This window comes from Streptomyces sp. NPDC107581 (genome assembly GCF_055657175.1).
This window is the reverse complement of record NZ_JBVKBH010000004.1, coordinates 166323-183220: the sequence shown is the minus strand read 5'-3', so window position 1 is coordinate 183220 and position 16898 is coordinate 166323. Positions and strand designations below refer to the sequence as shown.

The 16898-nt window shown below is 73.5% G+C and carries 13 protein-coding genes; 6 read left to right on the top strand and 7 right to left on the bottom strand.

Annotated elements, in window-relative coordinates; all coding sequences use genetic code 11:
* The first annotated feature begins 215 nt into the window (after window positions 1-215).
* Genes ACZ7P3_RS10780 through ACZ7P3_RS10770 form a run of 3 tightly spaced genes read left to right on the top strand, consistent with a single transcriptional unit; the run spans window position 216 to window position 3810 of the window.
* The gene (locus ACZ7P3_RS10780) at window positions 216-506 is read left to right on the top strand and encodes an SHOCT domain-containing protein (RefSeq protein ID WP_472080556.1); all 291 of its coding nucleotides are present in this window, start codon (window positions 216-218) and stop codon (window positions 504-506) included.
* Window positions 503-1252, top strand: a complete 750-nt coding sequence (locus ACZ7P3_RS10775; RefSeq protein ID WP_472080555.1) for an ABC transporter ATP-binding protein — start codon at window positions 503-505, stop codon at window positions 1250-1252. Before ACZ7P3_RS10780 ends, ACZ7P3_RS10775 begins: the two co-directional genes overlap by 4 nt.
* On the top strand, window positions 1249-3810 hold the full coding sequence (locus tag ACZ7P3_RS10770) for an ABC transporter permease (protein ID WP_472080554.1): 2562 nt from the start codon (window positions 1249-1251) through the stop codon (window positions 3808-3810). Before ACZ7P3_RS10775 ends, ACZ7P3_RS10770 begins: the two co-directional genes overlap by 4 nt.
* A gap of 48 nt (window positions 3811-3858) precedes the next feature.
* Here the strand turns inward: ACZ7P3_RS10770 and ACZ7P3_RS10765 are convergent, their stop codons facing one another.
* A complete protein-coding gene (locus tag ACZ7P3_RS10765) occupies window positions 3859-4446 on the bottom strand; it encodes an ATP-binding protein (RefSeq protein ID WP_472080553.1) in 588 nt (195 codons plus the stop codon).
* 205 nt (window positions 4447-4651) lie between these two features.
* Entirely contained in the window at window positions 4652-4975 is a 324-nt protein-coding gene (locus tag ACZ7P3_RS10760; RefSeq protein WP_472080552.1) for a hypothetical protein, read from the bottom strand.
* Between the two features lie 423 nt (window positions 4976-5398).
* Here ACZ7P3_RS10760 and cds1 point away from each other — a divergent pair, with 423 nt between their 5' ends.
* Window positions 5399-6523 (top strand): L-cysteine desulfhydrase Cds1, encoded by a 1125-nt coding sequence (cds1, locus tag ACZ7P3_RS10755; RefSeq protein ID WP_472080551.1) that lies wholly within the window; start codon window positions 5399-5401, stop codon window positions 6521-6523.
* 27 nt (window positions 6524-6550) lie between these two features.
* Here the strand turns inward: cds1 and ACZ7P3_RS10750 are convergent, their stop codons facing one another.
* Window positions 6551-7015 carry an SRPBCC family protein gene (locus tag ACZ7P3_RS10750; protein ID WP_472080550.1) on the bottom strand — a complete coding sequence of 155 codons (465 nt, stop codon included), beginning with the start codon at window positions 7013-7015 and terminating at the stop codon, window positions 6551-6553.
* Between the two features lie 71 nt (window positions 7016-7086).
* Window positions 7087-7917 (bottom strand): DeoR/GlpR family DNA-binding transcription regulator, encoded by an 831-nt coding sequence (locus tag ACZ7P3_RS10745; RefSeq protein ID WP_472080549.1) that lies wholly within the window; start codon window positions 7915-7917, stop codon window positions 7087-7089.
* A 306-nt stretch (window positions 7918-8223) separates the two neighbouring features.
* Here ACZ7P3_RS10745 and ACZ7P3_RS10740 point away from each other — a divergent pair, with 306 nt between their 5' ends.
* Entirely contained in the window at window positions 8224-10710 is a 2487-nt protein-coding gene (locus ACZ7P3_RS10740) for a hypothetical protein (RefSeq protein WP_472080548.1), read from the top strand.
* Window positions 10711-10867: 157 nt separating this feature from the next.
* Here ACZ7P3_RS10740 and ACZ7P3_RS10735 read toward each other — a convergent pair whose 3' ends face one another.
* The 3 genes from ACZ7P3_RS10735 to ACZ7P3_RS10725 form a co-directional block, all read right to left on the bottom strand.
* On the bottom strand, window positions 10868-13306 hold the full coding sequence (locus ACZ7P3_RS10735) for a right-handed parallel beta-helix repeat-containing protein (RefSeq protein ID WP_472080547.1): 2439 nt from the start codon (window positions 13304-13306) through the stop codon (window positions 10868-10870).
* 112 nt (window positions 13307-13418) lie between these two features.
* The gene (locus ACZ7P3_RS10730; RefSeq protein ID WP_472080546.1) at window positions 13419-14024 is read right to left on the bottom strand and encodes an Rv1733c family protein; all 606 of its coding nucleotides are present in this window, start codon (window positions 14022-14024) and stop codon (window positions 13419-13421) included.
* 799 nt (window positions 14025-14823) lie between these two features.
* On the bottom strand, window positions 14824-15261 hold the full coding sequence (locus ACZ7P3_RS10725) for a DUF6643 family protein (RefSeq protein WP_472080545.1): 438 nt from the start codon (window positions 15259-15261) through the stop codon (window positions 14824-14826).
* 297 nt (window positions 15262-15558) lie between these two features.
* Between ACZ7P3_RS10725 and ACZ7P3_RS10720 the strand changes: the two genes are divergently transcribed.
* Window positions 15559-16896, top strand: coding sequence for a TerD family protein (locus ACZ7P3_RS10720; RefSeq protein WP_472081046.1), 1338 nt, complete (start codon window positions 15559-15561; stop codon window positions 16894-16896).
* Window positions 16897-16898 lie beyond the last annotated feature (2 nt).

Below are 16898 nucleotides of genomic sequence, written 5' to 3'. Positions count from 1 at the left end.
TCCGCCAGGTCGCCCGGCCGTCACTCCGGCAGATCCCCTCCGCCGGATCGCCGGATCGCCGGATCGCCGGTCCGCCGGGAGCAGCCGCGCCGGTCCGGCGTACTCCCGTGGAGGTACGCGCACTGCCGCCGGCCGCACGACGACCCGGACCCCCTGCCGGAGGGAGCCTCGTGGCATCACCCGAAGACCCTGCCGACAAGGGAGTTGAAGCCGCCATGCAGACCCTGGCGAACTGGGACGGCGGACCCGGCCCGTGGATCCTGTTCTTCCCGTTGATCTGGGCGGTCGTCGTGATCGGCGCCGTCACCCTCCTGCGCCGCACCCTCGGCCGCGGCCGCGGCGGCCCCTGGCGGGCCGTGGACGCCGCGCGGCCGGCCGGCGACTCGCCGCTCGCGGTCCTCGGCCGACGCTTCGCGGCCGGCGAGATCGACGAGGACGAGTACTGGCGCCGGCTCTCCGTCCTGGAGGAGCAGTTCGGCCGCACCGGCAAGCGCGGTGCCGCATGACCACGACGACGGCACTGCGAACGGCGGCCCGTGTGGCGGGCGCGGTGAAGGTGTACGGCGGCGGCGACACCGCCGTACGCGCCCTGGACGGTGTGGACGTCGGCTTCCCGGCCGGCCGCTTCACCGCGATCATGGGCCCCTCGGGCTCCGGCAAGTCCACCCTGATGCACTGCGCGGCCGGCCTCGACACGCTCACCTCGGGCACCGCCCACATCGGCGACATCGAGCTGGGCGCGCTGGACGACCGCCGGCTGACCCTGCTGCGCCGCGACCGGGTCGGCTTCGTCTTCCAGGCGTTCAACCTGGTACCGACCCTGACCGTCGCCGAGAACATCACCCTGCCCCTGGACCTCGCCGGACGGCGGGGCGACCAGGAGTGGATCGACACGCTCGTCGATGTCGTCGGGCTGCGCGACCGGCTGCACCACCGGCCCTCCGAGCTGTCCGGCGGGCAGCAGCAACGCGTCGCCGTGGCGCGGGCGTTCGCGGGGCGCCCCGACGTCGTCTTCGCCGACGAGCCGACCGGCAACCTCGACTCCCGGTCCGGCGGCGAGGTCCTCGGCCTGCTCGGCCGCGCCGTACGGCAGATGGAACGCACGGTCGTCATGGTCACCCACGACCCGGTCGCCGCCGCCCACGCCGACGAGGTCCTCTTCCTCGCCGACGGGCGGCTGGTCGACCGGATGGAGTCGCCGACCGCGGACCGGGTCCTGGACCGTATGAAGGCCTTCGAGGTGCGGTCATGAACACCTCGCTGCGGCTCGGCCTCACCTCGCTGCGCACGCACCGGCGGCGCTTCGCGGGCACGTTCCTCGCCGTGTTCCTCGGCGTCGCCTTCCTGGCCGGCACCCTGGTCATGGGCGACACGCTGCGCGCGAGCTTCGGCAGCATGTTCGGCGAGGCCACCGGCGGAACGGACGCCGTCGTGCGCGGCGCCGACGCCATCACCACGCCCGGCGAGGCCCAGGGCGTACGGCGGCCCGTCGACCTGTCGCTGCTGCGGACCATCGAGCGGGTCCCCGGCGTCGCGGCCGCCGCCCCGAACATCCAGGGCGCGGGTCAACTCGTCGGCTCCGACGGCACACCCGTCGGCGGCCAGGGCCCGCCGACCCTCGCCGGCAACTGGATCGGCGACCCGAAGCTCAACCCGTACCGGCTCGCCGAGGGCCGCGCCCCCGCGAAGTCCGGCGAGGTGGTGGTGAACCGCGGAGCGGCGAAGAAGGGCGGCCTGAAGATCGGTGACACCACCACCCTGCGCACTCCCGACCCGGTCGAAGTGACCGTGGTCGGTCTCGCCACCTTCGGCGGCCAGGACGGCATGGCCCAGGTGACCTTCACGGGCATGACCCTCGACGACGCCGAGAAGTACCTCACCGCGCGTCCCGGCCGGGCGGCGAGCATCCAGGTGCGGGCCGGACCCGGAGTGAGCCAGCGCGAACTGGTCGGGCGCCTGACTCCCGTACTGCCCGAGGGCGTCGAAGCCATCACCGGTCAGCAGTCGGCGCAGGAGAACGACGACATGATCTCCAGCCAGTTCCTGACCCTCTTCACCACCTTTCTGCTCGTCTTCTCCGGGGTCGCCCTGCTCGTCGCCACCTTCTCCATCCACAACACCTTCGCGATCGTGGTCGCCCAGCGCACCCGGGAGAACGCCCTGCTGCGCGCCCTCGGCGCCGCCCGCCGCCAGGTGACCGCCGCCGCCCTCACCGAGGCCTGCGCCGTCGCCGTCACCGCCTCCGGCGCGGGACTCGCCGGCGGGGTCGGCATCGCCGCCGGACTCCAGGCGCTCTTCCGGGCGATCGGCTTCCCCTTCCCCGACGGCGACCAGGTGATCAAGTGGTCGTCGATGGCCCTGCCGCTCGCGGTGGGCGTCGTGGTCTGCCTGGGCTCGGCGCTGCTGCCCGCCGTGCGCGCCGGCCGCACCGCGCCGCTGGCCGCGCTGCGCGAGACGGCCGTCGACCAGTCGGGAGCTTCCCGCGTCCGCGCGGCCGCCGGCACGGTCCTCGCCGCCTCGGCGCCGGCCGCCGCCCTCACCGGCGTCTGGGTGACCCACTCCGTGTGGCTCACGGGCCTCGGCGCGCTGCTCGCCCTCGCGTCCTTCGTCGTCCTCGGCCCGGTCGCCGCCACCACGGCCGTACGGCTGCTCGGTGCACCCCTGGACCGGCTGCGCGGGGTGACCGGTGCCCTCGCCCGGCGCAACGCCCTGCGCAGCCCGAAGCGGACGGCCGCGACGGCGAGCGCGTTGATGATCGGTGTGGCCGTGGTGTCGCTGTTCACCGTGTTCGGCGCATCCCTGAAGGCCACGATGGACCGGACGGTGGCGCGGTCCTTCGCGGGCGACGTCGCGGTCAGCGCCCCTTCCTTCGGCGCGGGCGGCAGCGGGCTCAGCCCCCGGCTCGCCCCGGCCCTGCAGCGGCTGCCCGAGGTGGACACCGCGGTGGGGCTCGGCCGCGGGGTCGCCCAAGTGGACGGCAAGGGCCGGGCACTGACCGTGACCGATCCGGCCGCCCTCGCCCGGACCTTCGACCTCGGCACGGTCACCGGCTCCCTGCGCGACCTAGGCACCGACGGCCTTGCGCTCACCCGCGCGGAGGCCGACCGCCGGGGGCTGCACACCGGCGACACCGCCCGGCTCACCTTCACCGACGGGCGGACGGAGAACTTCACCGTCCGTGCCGTCTACGGCCGGTCCGAACTCGCCGGGGACTACGTCGTCACCCGCGCGGCCTGGGCCCCGCATCGCACCCAGGACTCCGACCGGCTGATCGCCGTCACCTTCAAGCACGGTGTCCGTGCGGACGCGGGCAAGGCGGCGGTGAAGACGGTGGCCGCCCGGTACGGCGGTCCGGAGGTGCAGACCCGCGACGAGTACGCGCGGTCCTCGGCGGGCGGCATCGACATGATGCTGACGCTCGTCTACGCGCTGCTCGCCCTCGCGGTCGTCATCGCCCTGCTCGGCATCGCCAACACACTGACCCTGGCGGTCCATGAACGCACCCGGGAGCTCGGCCTGCTGCGGGCCGTCGGCCAGACCAGGGCCCAGCTGCGGGCGATGGTCCGCTGGGAGTCGGTGCTGGTCGCCGCCTTCGGCACGGCCGGCGGCCTCGGCCTCGGTGTCTTCCTCGGCTGGGCGCTGGTCAAGGCCTCGGACGGCGCGAGCGACACCGCGTTCGCCTTCGCCCCCGCGCCCGCCCGGCTCGCCGTGGTCGCCCTGGTGGGCATCGTGGCCGGCGCCGTCGCGGGCCTGCGTCCGGCCCGCCGCGCGGCCCGTCTGGACGTCCTGCGGGCCATCGGCGCGGAGTGATCCGTCGCCGTCGTACGGAGCCGTGCGACAGGGGTGGCCGCCGCCCGGTCAGCCGGGAACGGCCGACCGGGCGGGAACGGGCGCCGTCGCGGAGACCCGGGCCACCGCGACGGGTTCCGGCGCCGGGGCGGCGACGGGGGCCTGCTCCACCGCGGTGACCCGGGGCGCGGGCTGCTGTCCGGCGCTCCGGCGGGGCACGTGGGCGGGCTGCCGGTGTGCCACGGACGGCGCGGGCAGCGTGAACCACACGACCTTGCCGTCGTCGCCGTCCGGGCGCGCGCCCCAGCTCTCGCTCATCGCGGCCACCATCGCCAGGCCCCGCCCACAGGTGGCCAGCGGGGCGGCCTCCGTGGCGTCCGCGGTGTCGGCGAGCACCGGAAGGCGCGGATCGTGGTCACGCACGGAGACCGTGAGCCGGTCGACCAGCAGTTCCAGCTCGACGGTGCAGGACTTGTCGGGCCGGGCGTGCCGGTGGACGTTGCTGAGCAGCTCGGTCACGCAGAGCGCGGCCCGGTCTATCAACGGGTCCATATGCCAGTAACGCAACTGTGCAGATACGATTCTGCGGACCTGTCCGATCCGCGACGGCAGGGCTTGGAGCTCCACCGTGCAGTGCCTGCTTGGGTGACTGATCACGGCTGCGACTCCCCGATGTGAGGTCCGGAGGAACCGGAAGAACACGGAGAACAACGGATCCAGCAGGGAGCTTGCGTCCAAACGTCCGCCTGCTGTCATGGCCGGCGGGCTGGTTCGCAGCGTTATCGCCGGTAAACCCAGAGTGACGTGAGAACAGCGTGACGCAGCGGATGCGCTCCCGCAACTCGCCGCGACCGGGTGCGGCTCAGCCGCCGCGTCCGGCCGCCCGGCGCACCGCCTCGACGAACCGCCGCGCCGCGGGCGGACCCGGCTCGCCCGGAGCGGGGTCGTGCTCGCCCAGCCGCAGCAGGTACCGGTTGCCGTTCAGGTCGGCCAGCGCCCGGTCGTCCGGCGCGAACCAGGGCTTGGAGGCGCGGACCGCCTGCACCGGCGCGCTGTCGATCTCACTGCCGTAGCTGGTGAGCAGCTCCAGCCTGCCGTCGCTGATCCGGACCTGCCCGGCGCGGGTGAGCGAACGCAGCCGCTTGCCTATCCGCACGCCCGTGGCCGTGAACTCCGGCTCCGCCATCCCTTGCCGCCCCCTTGCGCGTCGCTCGCCGGACCCCGGACCGCAAGGGTCGGGGTCCTGCCCGTGTCCGGTCGTGCCGCCGAGGGCCGTACCGGCTTCCGTTCGTACCGGCTTCCGGTCGTGCCGCCGAGGGCCGTACCGGCTCTGGTGATCCGGTGTGCGTCCCTGTTCGGGACGATCGTCCCGTCCGGTGCAGTCTGCCCCGATGCGGCGGGGAGCACCAGTACACGCGCGCCGCATGCGCCGGGCGCCCGGAGCACTCGCGCCAATGCGCCCCCGAGCGCCCCGCACGGCTGTGCCTCAGCCTGTCTTTGGTTGGCTCAAAGATGCGTTTATGCAGGTGGGAAGCGGTCTGGAAGGTGCTTATGATCGAGGTGCCGGCCGCGCGAGGCGCCGTCGGCGCCCAGCGTAAGGAGCCCCGCCGTGAGCACCACCCCACAGACCCGGACCGGCGCCACCCTCGACGTCGACCGCAGCGACGCCGCCTACCGCGACTGGCTGAAAGAGGCCGTCCGCAAGGTCCAGGCCGACGCGAACCGCTCGGCGGACACGCACCTGCTGCGCTTTCCGTTGCCCGAGCAGTGGCGCATCGACCTGTATCTGAAGGACGAGTCGACGCACCCGACCGGCAGCCTCAAGCACCGGCTCGCCCGCTCCCTGTTCCTCTACGGTCTGTGCAATGGCTGGATCCGCCCCGGCCGCCCGGTGATCGAGGCGTCCAGCGGCTCGACCGCCGTCTCCGAGGCCTACTTCGCCAAGCTGATCGGCGTGCCCTTCATCGCGGTCATGCCGCGCACGACGAGTGCCGAGAAGTGCCGGCTGATCGAGTTCCACGGCGGCCGGTGCCACTTCGTGGACGACTCCCGGAAGATGTACGAGGAATCCGCCCGCCTCGCGGTGGAGACCGGCGGCCACTACATGGACCAGTTCACCTACGCCGAGCGGGCCACCGACTGGCGCGGGAACAACAACATCGCCGAATCCATCTTCCGCCAGCTGGAGTTGGAGCGGTTCCCGGAGCCCGCCTGGATCGTCGCGACGGCCGGCACGGGCGGCACCTCGGCGACCCTCGCGCGCTACGTCCACTACATGCAGTACGACACCCGCGTCTGCGTCGCCGACCCGGACAACTCCTGCTTCTTCGAGGGCTGGACCACCGGCGATCCGGACGTCACCTGCGACTGCGGATCCCGTATCGAGGGCATCGGCCGGCCGCGCATGGAGCCCAGCTTCGTGCCCGGTGCGATCGACCGGATGATGAAGGTCCCGGACGCGGCCAGCGTGGCCGCCGTACGCGCTCTGGAACGGGCCATCGGCCGCAAGGCGGGCGGCTCGACGGGCACCGGCCTGTGGAGCGCGCTGAAGATCGTCTCCGAGATGGTGGCCGAGGGCCGCACGGGCAGCGTGGTCACCCTGCTGTGCGACCCGGGGGACCGCTACCTCGACAAGTACTACTCGGACACCTGGCTGGAGGAGCAGGGCCTGGACATCGCCCCCTACACGGCGGCGATCGAGTCCCTGCTGGCGACGGGCGTCTGGCCGGGCTGAGCCGTACGGTCCGGGTCCGCAGGCGCGCTAACCGGCAAGGCGCCGGTCCAGCGCGCCGATCGCCCGCCGGACGGCATGTCCCACGCCCGGACGGGCCAGGCGCCACCCGAGCCGGAAGGCGGCCGTGCCGTCGAGGGCGAAGGTCATGCGGACCCGGGTTCCGCCGCCGGCCGGGACCAGCCGCCACTCCTCGATCCAGGCGCGGGCGCCCGGAGCGTTCGTCACGTCGACCCGGTAGGCGTACACCTCGGGCGCCTTCGCCGCCAGCACCGACTCCGTGAAGCGGGTGCCGCCCCGCAGCCGTACCTGGCGCCCGCCCTCGGTCGGTTGGACCGACGCCACCGACGAGAACCACTGCGGCCAGCCGGACACGTCCTCGGCGAGCGCGTGGAAGACCGCGTCGGGTGCGGCGGCGAGGTCCCCGGTGAAGACCAGCCGTACGGGGGCGGTCTCGGTGAAGTCGATCCCCACCGGACGCAGACGGTGAGCCATGGCGGCGAAACCCCCTTGTGAAGTCCCCTGGCGGAGCGGCGCGTTGAACCGCCACCCTAACTGACGCGCCGTCAGATGTCGTCGTCCTCGTCCGGTTCGCCCGCCACCACCAGCCGGTGCAGATGTTCGGCGATCTCCGACCGCGCCTCGGTGGGCAGGCCCGCGTCCGTGACCAGCGTGTCCACCTGCTCCAGCGCGGCGAACGAACTCAGGCCCACCGTCCCCCACTTGGTGTGGTCGGCGACGACCACGACCCGGCGGGCCGACTGCACGAGGCGCCGGTTGGTCTCGGCCTCCGCGAGGTTCGGCGTGGACAGGCCGGCCTCGACCGATATGCCGTGCACGCCGAGGAAGAGCAGATCGAAGTGCAGGGCGGCGATCGCCTGGTCGGCGACCGGGCCCACCAGGGAGTCGGACGGGGTGCGCACCCCGCCGGTCAGCACCACCGTGGCCGCGCCCTGCCGCTGTCCCGACGTGCGCTGTGCCGCGTGGAAGACGTCGGCGACCCGCACCGAGTTCGTCACCACGGTCAGATCGGGCACCTCCAGCAGGTGCTGCGCGAGCGCGTAGGTCGTCGTACCGCCGGACAGGGCGATCGCCGTGCCCGGCGCGACCAGCCGGGCGGCAGTACGTGCGATGTCTTCCTTGGCGCTCAGCTCCAGACCCGACTTGGCCTCGAAGCCCGGCTCGTGCGTGCTCGCCTCGACCACCGGGACCGCACCGCCGTGCACCTTCTCCAGCACGCCCTGGCGGGCGAGCGCGTCCAGGTCCCGGCGCACGGTCATGTCGGACACCCCGAGCTTGCGGGTCAGTTCGTTGACGCGCACACCGCCCCGGCGCCGGACCTCGTCCACGATCAGGGCGCGGCGCTGCTCCGCGAGGAGGTTCTGATTCTCACTCACGTACGCTCCGGTCCTTTCGCCGCAATCCGTCCGACACACTCGCCGCACCGGCTCCGACCTGGACGTTCCATCCGCCGTCGGAAGGTGTGGGCGTCCCATCTTTCCACGGGTCGGCATCGGTCGCGCCACTGCCCGTCACGACGCGCACATGCCAGTCGGGCGCCTCGGGGCATCAGGCCTCCCGTCCGCTGTCACCCGGATCGGGGAGATTCCGTGACGAGAAGTGTATGCCGCCTCCGAAACGGAGATCCTGGTCGGCGCACGGACACAGACCTTGGAGCGCGGCACGGGGGAAGTGCGAGAACAGTGGAACGTGCACAGGAACGCATCGCCGGGCGGGACACGGACGCTCCCGCCGCGCGGCACACATGGGCGCAGACCGAGCTGGAACTCCTGGTGCACGGAGTCGGCGGCGCCACACCGGAGAAGATGCTCGGCGACCCGCGAACGGTCCGGATCACCGGCGACGACACCGCCGCGATCTTCCGGCGCGCCGATCACGCCGAGGACGCGGGGAGCGGCGGGGGCGCGGGAGACACGGGGGGCGCGGACGGCCCGGGGGGCGCGGAGGCCGCGGGGCACAGTGCGGCCGGTGCGGTCGCTGCGGGGCACAGTGCGGCCGGTGCGGTCGCTGCGGGGCACAGTGCGGCCGCTGCGGGGGACAGTGCAGCCGATGCGGGAGCCCGGAGCGAGCCGGTGCGGGAGGCGTACGTCTGGTGCAACCTCACCTCCGGCGACGGCTCACGCGCCCTGTGGCTGCTGTTACTGCCCTTCATGGTGGTCAACCTCGCCCACTGGATGCGCCCCACCGCCCCCGGCGCCCGACGCACCGTCCGGCTCTACGGCCTCCTCGTGCGGCTGGCCGCCCTCACCCTGACCGTATTGCTGGTGGCCGCCGCCTGCGAGGTCGCACTGGACCTGGTGGCCTGGCAGTGCGCGGGCGTCGCCGACTGCGCCCGGCGCCATTCCTGGCTCCGCTTCCTCTCGCCCACCGCGTCCGGCGACGGATGGTGGAGCCTGCCCGGCCGCAGGCTGGCACTCGCGGCCCTCGTCCCGACCGCGCTCACCGTCCTGCTCTGGTACCTCTCGCACCGCACCTGGAGTGCGTACGAGTCCCATCAGCCGATGTCCCGCGCCCCCGAGCCGGAGACCGACGACAGCGCCCTGGCCCGCCCCGGCTTCTGGTACGGGCGGCGCCTGGTGGCCCGGTTGCGCGCGGCCCACACCGCGGCGGGGCTGCTGACCGTCGCCGCCGCCGTCGCCGCACCCGCGGCACGCTTCGACCATCGCTCCGGCGGTTCCGGGACGCTGGACGCCCTCAGCTGGCTCCTGGCCGCGGCCGTGCTCGGCTGCGCCGCGGCCGCGGTGGGCGTGGTCTGCCGCCGGGGCCGGTGCGAGAACCGCCTCGACGAGGCCCTCGACGGTCACCTCGTGCGCGGCCTGCCACTCGGCGCCCTCGGACTGCTGCTGCTCAGCCTGCTGTACGCGGGCTGGTCACGGCCCGGCTGGCGGTCCGCCGGACGGCTGCCCGGTGATGCGGCCTTCGGCAGCCTCATGCTGGCCCAGGGCCTGCTCGTCGTCCTCCTCGCCGCCGTCGCCCACGCCCTGTACCGGCGGCACCCCGACCCGCGCGCCGCGCTGCGCGGCCTCGGCGGGCCTGCGGTCGCGCTGCTCGCCTGCGCCCTGGGCGGCGTGATCTCCGGCGGAGTCGCACAGCGGGTCGCCGACTGGCTGGACGGCACCCGGGCCCTGCTCGACGGACCACCGGTGCTGCTGACCTGGCAGGCATCCACCATCCCGCCCGCCCTCGTGGCGCTGCTCGTCCTGGCCGCCCTGCTGGCCCGGCGCACCGCCCGGCTCGCCCGCGCCGAACGCGACCGCGTACGCCGGGAGCATCCGGGCGAGCCCGAGGATCCGTCCCGCACCAGCAGCATCGCCCACGCGCGGGCCATGGCCACCCTCACCGACCGGGCACCCCTGGCCGTGGCCGTGCTCTCCACGGCCACCCTGCTGCTCGGCACCGCCGCGCTGGCCGGCGCCCTGGTGAGCGCAGAGACCCCGGAGGCAGTGGCCCGGGGGTCCTACGACATCGTCCGGATCGCGGCGCAGACCTCGCAGACGCTCGGCTCCTGGCTGGTCGGGTTCGGCTTCCTGCTCCTGGTCACCTGGGGCCGGCGCGCCTACAAGGACGCCTCCGCCCGGCGCACCATCGGCATCCTGTGGGACGTCGGCACGTTCTGGCCGCGCGCCGCCCACCCCTTCGCCCCGCCCTGCTACGCCGAGCGCGCCGTGCCGGACCTGACCTGGCGGGCGGCGACCTGGACCCGCGGCACCGGCGGCCGCCTGGTCCTCTCCGGTCACTCCCAGGGCAGCGTGCTGGCCGCAGCCGCGGCCTGGCAGCTGACCCCGTCCGCCCGCAAACGGGTCGCTCTGCTCACCTACGGCTCACCCCTGGAGCGGCTGTACGGCCGGTGGTTCCCCGCGCACTTCGGGCCCCACGCGCTGGCCGCACTGCACCGTGACGTCGCCTGCTGGCGCAACCTCTACCGTGCCACCGACCCCATCGGCGGTGCGATCCGTCTTCCCGACGACTGCGGTCCGGACGTGGACCGCCAGCCCCTGAGGGATCCACTGGCCTACGGCCGCACCCCCGAACACCCCCTGCCGGCCCCGATCCTCGCCCACTCCGACTACCAGGCGGACCCGGCCTTCGCACAGGAGAGGGCCCACCTGCTGGCGCGTCTGCACACGGAGGTGCCGGGGCAGCGTCCGCAACCGGGGACGCCCGGGTGAGGCGCTCCACGCCGTGTGCTCGGCGTACTGCTTCAGAACGACGCCGCCCGGATGCCGCACGGTGGCGTTGCGACTGGTGGGTACCTGGTTCGGGCCGCCGAAGATCTCCCCGCCGTGCTCCGCCACGACAGCCGCCGGGGCAGCCGGGACGGAGCCCTCAGGGCAGCTCCGGCAGGTCCTGTGCGTAGAGCAGGGTCAGGTCGTCGGTGGTGGGGTCCTCCAGCTGGGCGACACGGCTCGCGTGCCGTTCCACCATCGCCTCGAAGGTCTGCCGTGCCGTGCGGCCGTTTCCGAACGCGGGGCCCTTCGGGATCGCCGTGAAGTACGTCAGCAGCGCCTCCGAAGCGCCCGCCGCCAGCCGGTACTCGTGCTCGTCCGCCTGCTGTTCCACGATCCGCAGCAGCTCTTCCGGGCCGTAGTCGCTGAAGGTGATCGTCCGTGAGAAGCGGGAGGCCACACCCGGGTTGACCGAAAGGAAGCGCTCCATCTCGGCCGTGTAACCGGCGACGATCACCACCACCGCGTCCCGGTGGTCCTCCATCAGCTTCACCAGCGTGTCGATGGCCTCCTTGCCGAAGTCCCGACCGGCGTCCTCCGGGGACAGCGCGTACGCCTCGTCGATGAACAGCACGCCGCCCCGGGCCCGTTCGAAGGCCTCCTGAGTGCGGATCGCGGTGGAGCCGATGTGCTCGCCGACCAGATCGACCCGGGACACCTCTACGAGGTGGCCCTTCTCCAGCACGCCGAGCGAGGCGAGGATCTCGCCGTACAGCCGGGCGACCGTCGTCTTGCCCGTGCCGGGGGAGCCCGTGAAGACCAGATGCCGCTTGACCGAGGCCGCCTTCAGCCCCGCCTGCAGGCGGCGCCGGCCCACCTCGATCATGTCGGTCAGCGCCCGCACCTCGCGCTTGACGCTCTCCAGGCCCACCAGCGCGTCCAGTTCACCGAGCACGGCCTTCGACGTCCGGGCCGGCTTGTCCGGCTCGGAGGCGGCGACCAGCGGCTCCTGCTCCGTGGTGCGCTGTCCGGGGATCGCACCGAGCAGCCCGGGAGAGGGGGACGTGGTCTGCGCGGCGGTCTCGCGGACCGCCGGCGACCGCAGGCTCGCGCTCTCGTCGCTGGTGCAGTCCTCCACGACCGGTCCCGTCCCGGACCCCTCGTCCGGTCCCGCGTCGGCGAACTCGTAACCCCCGCGCGCACACCGCTCCGTACGGCACTTCCGCAGTGTCGTACGGCAGCCGTCGATCACATGGAAGCCGTAGCCGGCGCTGCCGCTCACCCGGCAGTTCAGGAAGCTGCCCCGGCCGCCCGCGGACACGTAGAAGCCCGCCTCGGCGGGGGAGTCGACGGTGCACCGCTCGATGGTCGGGTCGGCCCCCTTGGTGACGATCACGCCGGTCTGGGTGCCGTCCAGGGTGCAGTTGCTGAGCGTGCCGCCGCTGCCGTGGTCGCGGAACCAGGCGCCGGTGGCCGCCTCCCGGATCCGGCAGTCGTCGAGCTGGGCGGTCGCGCCGTCGCTCACCGACACGGCAGTGTTGCGCACCTGGGACAGGTCGCTGTCCACCACGTCCGCGCGCGAGCCGCGGTCCAGGACGAACAGCGCGTCCGGCACGTCGTGCACCCGGCAGGAGTCGAGGACCACGGTGGCGCCGTCGCTCACCCACACCGCCGGGTAGTCGCCGGTGCTGTCGAAGATCTCGCACTGGTTCGCGTCCACCCGGGTGCCCGGGTCCCACACGGACAGGCCGTTGCGGCCGAACTGACGGACCGTCGTCCGTGTCAGGGTGAGCACGGAGCGGGAGCGCAGGTCGACCGCGTTCTCCGGGATGTCGTGGATGCGGCAGTCGGCGAGCGTGAGCACCGCGTCCGTGTCGAGCGTGACGCCGTCGGCGGTGGTGCGGTGCACATCGCAGTCGGTCAGGTGCGCGGTGGCCCGCTGGGTGACCTGCACCCCGGAACCGCGGACCTCGTACACCTCGCAACCGAACGCCTCCAGCGCGGAGTTCTCCCCGGTCACGGTCAGTCCGGTGCCGGAGGCGTGGTGCACCCGGCACCGCTCCAGGCGGGGACGGCCGCCACCGCGCACCGCCACGCCCGCCTGGCCGGCCGCGACGACCTCGCACTCCTCGAACACCCCGCCGGCGCCGTCGAGGACCGCGATTCCGATACCGGCCGGGTTGTCGACGGTGCAGCGCCGCACGGTCGGACGCGCCCCGCCCCGCACCTCGATGCCCGAGGCGGACCGCGTGACGATCCGCACGTCCATCAGCTCGGGGGTGCCGTCCTCGACCAGCAGCGCGGGAGCCGCCGCGTCCTGGCCCTCCACATGCAGGTCCTGCACCACGGCCGAGGCCCGTACGGTCAGCGGTACCCCGTCCACGGGCGCGATCCGCACCGAGCCGGGCGAGCCCTCGGGCCCACGCAGCGTCACCGACCGCTGGACGACGAGGTTCTCCCGATAGGTGCCGGGGGCGATGGTGAGGACGTCACCGTCGGCGGCGGCCTCCAGGGCGGCGGCGAGCGAGGCGTACTCACCCGTGCGGCGCCGCCACCGCGATGTACCGGTGTGCGTCACCTGGACCGTGCCCTGTGCCATGGCGTTGCCGTGCCCCCACCTCGTAGTACGCGGGTTTTTGCTGCCGAGTGCGAGTCGGCCGGTCCACCGTAGCGTGCGCGCGGGTGGTGGGTTGACCAGAGCAGGAAGGCCGTCAGCTGCCGGTGCCCGCCTTGCCCCAGTCCGGGCCCGCACGGTCCCAGGCCTGGTCCCAGCGTGCGTACCGGCGGCGGACCATGCGCCAGACGATCAGGCGGCGGCCGCTGTCGACCAGGCCCGCGGTCACCAGTGCTGCGCCGAACCCGGCGAGCACCGCGTGCGTCGTCGCCGTGAGGGAGTCCAGCGGGCGGGTCGTTATTCGGCCGTGCGGATCCGTCCAGAGCCTGAAGTGGTCGCCCCGGTGCGGGGACTTGAGGTCCGCCAGGACCGGTCCGTGCCGCCGGGTGCCGTCCGGCCCGGCCCAGTCCGCGAGGACGCGGCTGCGGGCCTTGTGCACGGGGCTGGTGTCGGGGTCGGTCTCCGGCGGGGCGCCGCCCAGAGCGCGGACCACGGTCGCCGTGACGAGGTGGCGGGAGTGGTGCTGATCCCGGACGGAGCGCTGCAGGGAGTCCTGGGCGCGGATGCCGGCCAGGGAACCGATCGCGGGGGCGGCCACGGTGATCAGTACCAGGGTCACGAGGGCCACCCAGGCCTCGGCCAGATCGGTCGCGCGGCGCAGCGGATTGTGCCGCCAGCGCCACAGGCCGCAGATCGCTCGCACGTCCCCACCCCCTTCCGCTCCGTGACAGCACCCGGCGGACTCGCTCACCTCCGGCTCCGGCCGGGAGAGAGAGCGAGATCACTCCGCGGGCCTCTCACACAATTCTCATGCCGTCCCAACGACCGGGACCCGGCGCAGGGTTCCCCGCCCGCCGCACCGTTCGGACGACGACGTGCCGCTGCTCGCGCACCCTCATCGGTTCCCGGCCCGGACGCTGCCGGGCGACAGCGGCACGAGGTCCCGGCCGGGCAGCGGCCTTCCGCCGACCGCGCAGTGGGGTGTGGGTGTCTGCAGAGACGGCGTGCGGGAGTGTGACAGACAGGTGGCGTGCCGGCGTCTGCAGAGCGACGTGCCGGTGTGCGCGGAGGTGACGTTCGGGCGCGCGCGGAGCGACGTGGTGGTGTGCGCGGAGCTGGAGTGCCGGCGCGTGTGCAGAGCGACCCGCCGGCGCGCGCGGAAGTGGCGTGCCGGCGTGTGCAGAGCGACGGCGGTGGGCGGCAGGGGCCGGCGGCCGGTGAAGTCCACGGTCTCGCCCGGCGGTGCAGACGGAAACCGCCGCCGGGCATCGACTCGGCGGCGGCCTGCGCGAGGCGCAGCTGCTCGCGCTGCGTGACGACCTCTCCCCCCGTCGTCGATCAGCGCACAGCGCCGGTCGTCGGACCGGCTTCGGAGCTCGACCGCGGCCTTCCGGGGCACAAGGCCCCGGAACGCCTCGACCGGGTCGATGTGGTGCGAGTGCAGCTGTGCGTTCCCCGTGACGCCACGGTGCCGGCCGGCACCGACAGCGGGGGCGCGCCGGTCAGTAGCCGCGGTACTGCTGGTTGTTGTACGGGTCCTGGTAGGGAGTCGGCGCGGGCCGCGGCGCCGCGGGGCGCATGGCCTCGTACCCCGTACCGGCAGCCATCGGGCGCGGCTGCTGCGGGGCGTGCGGGCCGGGATAGCCGCGCGGGGCGCTCGCCTGCTGCGGGATGTACGCCGTGGGCGCCTGCTGCAGCGGGGCGGGGTACTGGGCCTGCGGGTAGCCGTAGGCGGGAAGCTGCGGGGACGGGGCCGCCGGGAGGGCGGGCAGTGCCGACGGCAGCGCGGGCAGGCTGCTGCCGATGTCGTACGCGGCGGGGACCCGGATCGGGGCGATCTGCGGGGTGCCCCGTTCGGCCACGAGCGAGTCGTAGATCGGGGTGTCCGGGAAGGAGGCGGAGTAGTAGCCGCCTCCATAGGTGGAGCGGGGGGAGGTCATGGCACATAAGTTAAGCCCACGATGTGCTGGTTGGGGAGACCGATAAGAGGGTTGTTTTCCGTGTCCGCAGTGACGCGGGATCCCCAATCCGAGCGAACTTGGCAAAAGTGGACGCCAACCGTCGTTTGGATCGTGTAAATGCCGAGCTTCTGGCGGGTTACCGGCCGTTGACCGGCGGTGTTCCTGTGCCGGTGATGGGAGTTCGCTGTCCCCGGGAATGGGTTGGGCGGGTAGAGATGATCCGGGGAGCCCGGGGGACATCCGGGATGCCGACACGCGATGGGGGCGTACATGTCAATGCCGAAGGGATCGAATGCGCCGGTGCCGGCCACGGCCCTGCGCGTCGAATTGGGGTGGCGCTCCGGACCCGGTGTGCCCGACGCGGACGCCTCGGCGCTGCTGCTCGCGGCCGGAAAAGTACGCTCGGACGGGGACTTCGTCTTCTACAACCAGCCCGCGCACGCCTCCGGAGCGGTCCGCCACGAGGGCAAGCGCAGCACCGGCGGGCGCGTCGCCGACACCCTGCTCGTGGACCTCGCGCGCGTGGAGAGCGGGATCGAGCGGATCGTCCTCGCCGCCTCCGCGGACGGCGGGACCTTCGGACAGGTGCCGGACCTGTACATCGAAGTGGCCGACGTGGGCGGCGGCGGTGTGGTCGCCCGCTTCGACAGCACCGGCGCGAGCGTGGAGACGGCCTTCGTGCTCGGCGAGTTCTACCGGCGCCAGGGCGGCTGGAAGTTCCGCGCCGTGGGCCAGGGCTACAGCAGCGGACTCGAAGGCCTGGCGACGGACTTCGGCATCACCGTCGACGAACCGCAGCACGCCCCGCCGCAGCCCGCCGCGCCCCAGCCCATCGCACCGCAGCCCCCCGCGCCGCCGCGCCCGTCCGCCGCCTCGTCCGCGTCCGCCGCCGCGCCACCGGTCCCGCCCGCGGTGACCATGCCGCCGCCGACCACCGCTCCCGTCCCCCTGCCGCCGCCCCCGGCGGCGGCTGCGGCCGCACCCGTGCGCCTCTCCAAGGTCACCCTCACCAAGGCGGCCCCCTCCGTCTCCCTGGCCAAGCAGGGCGGCACCTCGGGCGCCATGCGGGTCAACCTCAACTGGCAGGTGCGCAAGCAGTTCCCGGGCCGGCGCGGCCGATGGGGCACCGGACAGGGGGACCTCGACCTCGACCTGTGCGCGCTCTACGAACTCTCCGACGGCCGCAAGGGCGTCGTACAGGCCCTCGGCAACGCCTTCGGGTCCCTGAACCGTCCGCCGTACATCCACCTCGACGGCGACGACCGCACCGGGGCCGTGGCCGCCGGCGAGAACCTCACCGTCAACCTCGACCACAAACAGGACTTCCGGCGCATTCTCGTCTTCGTCACCATCTACGAGGGCGCCGCCTCCTTCGCCGACCTGCACGCCACGGTCACCCTCCAGCCCCAGCACGGCGCCGCGATCGACTTCTCGCTCGACGAGTGCACGGTCCCCTCCACGGTGTGTGCGCTCGCCCTGATCACCCACACGAACGGCGACCTCGTCGTCCGTCGCGAGGCGCAGTACCTGGTACCGGAGCGCGGGGTGAGCCCGCAGCGGACCATAGACCGCGCCTACGGATGGGGGATGAACTGGACACCCGGCCGCAAATGACC

Bases quoted from the DNA above. Each gene is read 5' to 3' on its own strand.
- ACZ7P3_RS10780 (WP_472080556.1), top strand. From the start codon at position 216: ATGCAGACCCTGGCGAACTGGGACGGCGGACCCGGCCCGTGGATCCTG.
- ACZ7P3_RS10775 (WP_472080555.1), top strand. From the start codon at position 503: ATGACCACGACGACGGCACTGCGAACGGCGGCCCGTGTGGCGGGCGCG.
- ACZ7P3_RS10770 (WP_472080554.1), top strand. From the start codon at position 1,249: ATGAACACCTCGCTGCGGCTCGGCCTCACCTCGCTGCGCACGCACCGG.
- ACZ7P3_RS10760 (WP_472080552.1), bottom strand. From the start codon at position 4,975: ATGGCGGAGCCGGAGTTCACGGCCACGGGCGTGCGGATAGGCAAGCGG.
- ACZ7P3_RS10750 (WP_472080550.1), bottom strand. From the start codon at position 7,015: ATGGCTCACCGTCTGCGTCCGGTGGGGATCGACTTCACCGAGACCGCC.
- ACZ7P3_RS10735 (WP_472080547.1), bottom strand. From the start codon at position 13,306: ATGGCACAGGGCACGGTCCAGGTGACGCACACCGGTACATCGCGGTGG.
- ACZ7P3_RS10725 (WP_472080545.1), bottom strand. From the start codon at position 15,261: ATGACCTCCCCCCGCTCCACCTATGGAGGCGGCTACTACTCCGCCTCC.
- ACZ7P3_RS10720 (WP_472081046.1), top strand. From the start codon at position 15,559: ATGCCGAAGGGATCGAATGCGCCGGTGCCGGCCACGGCCCTGCGCGTC.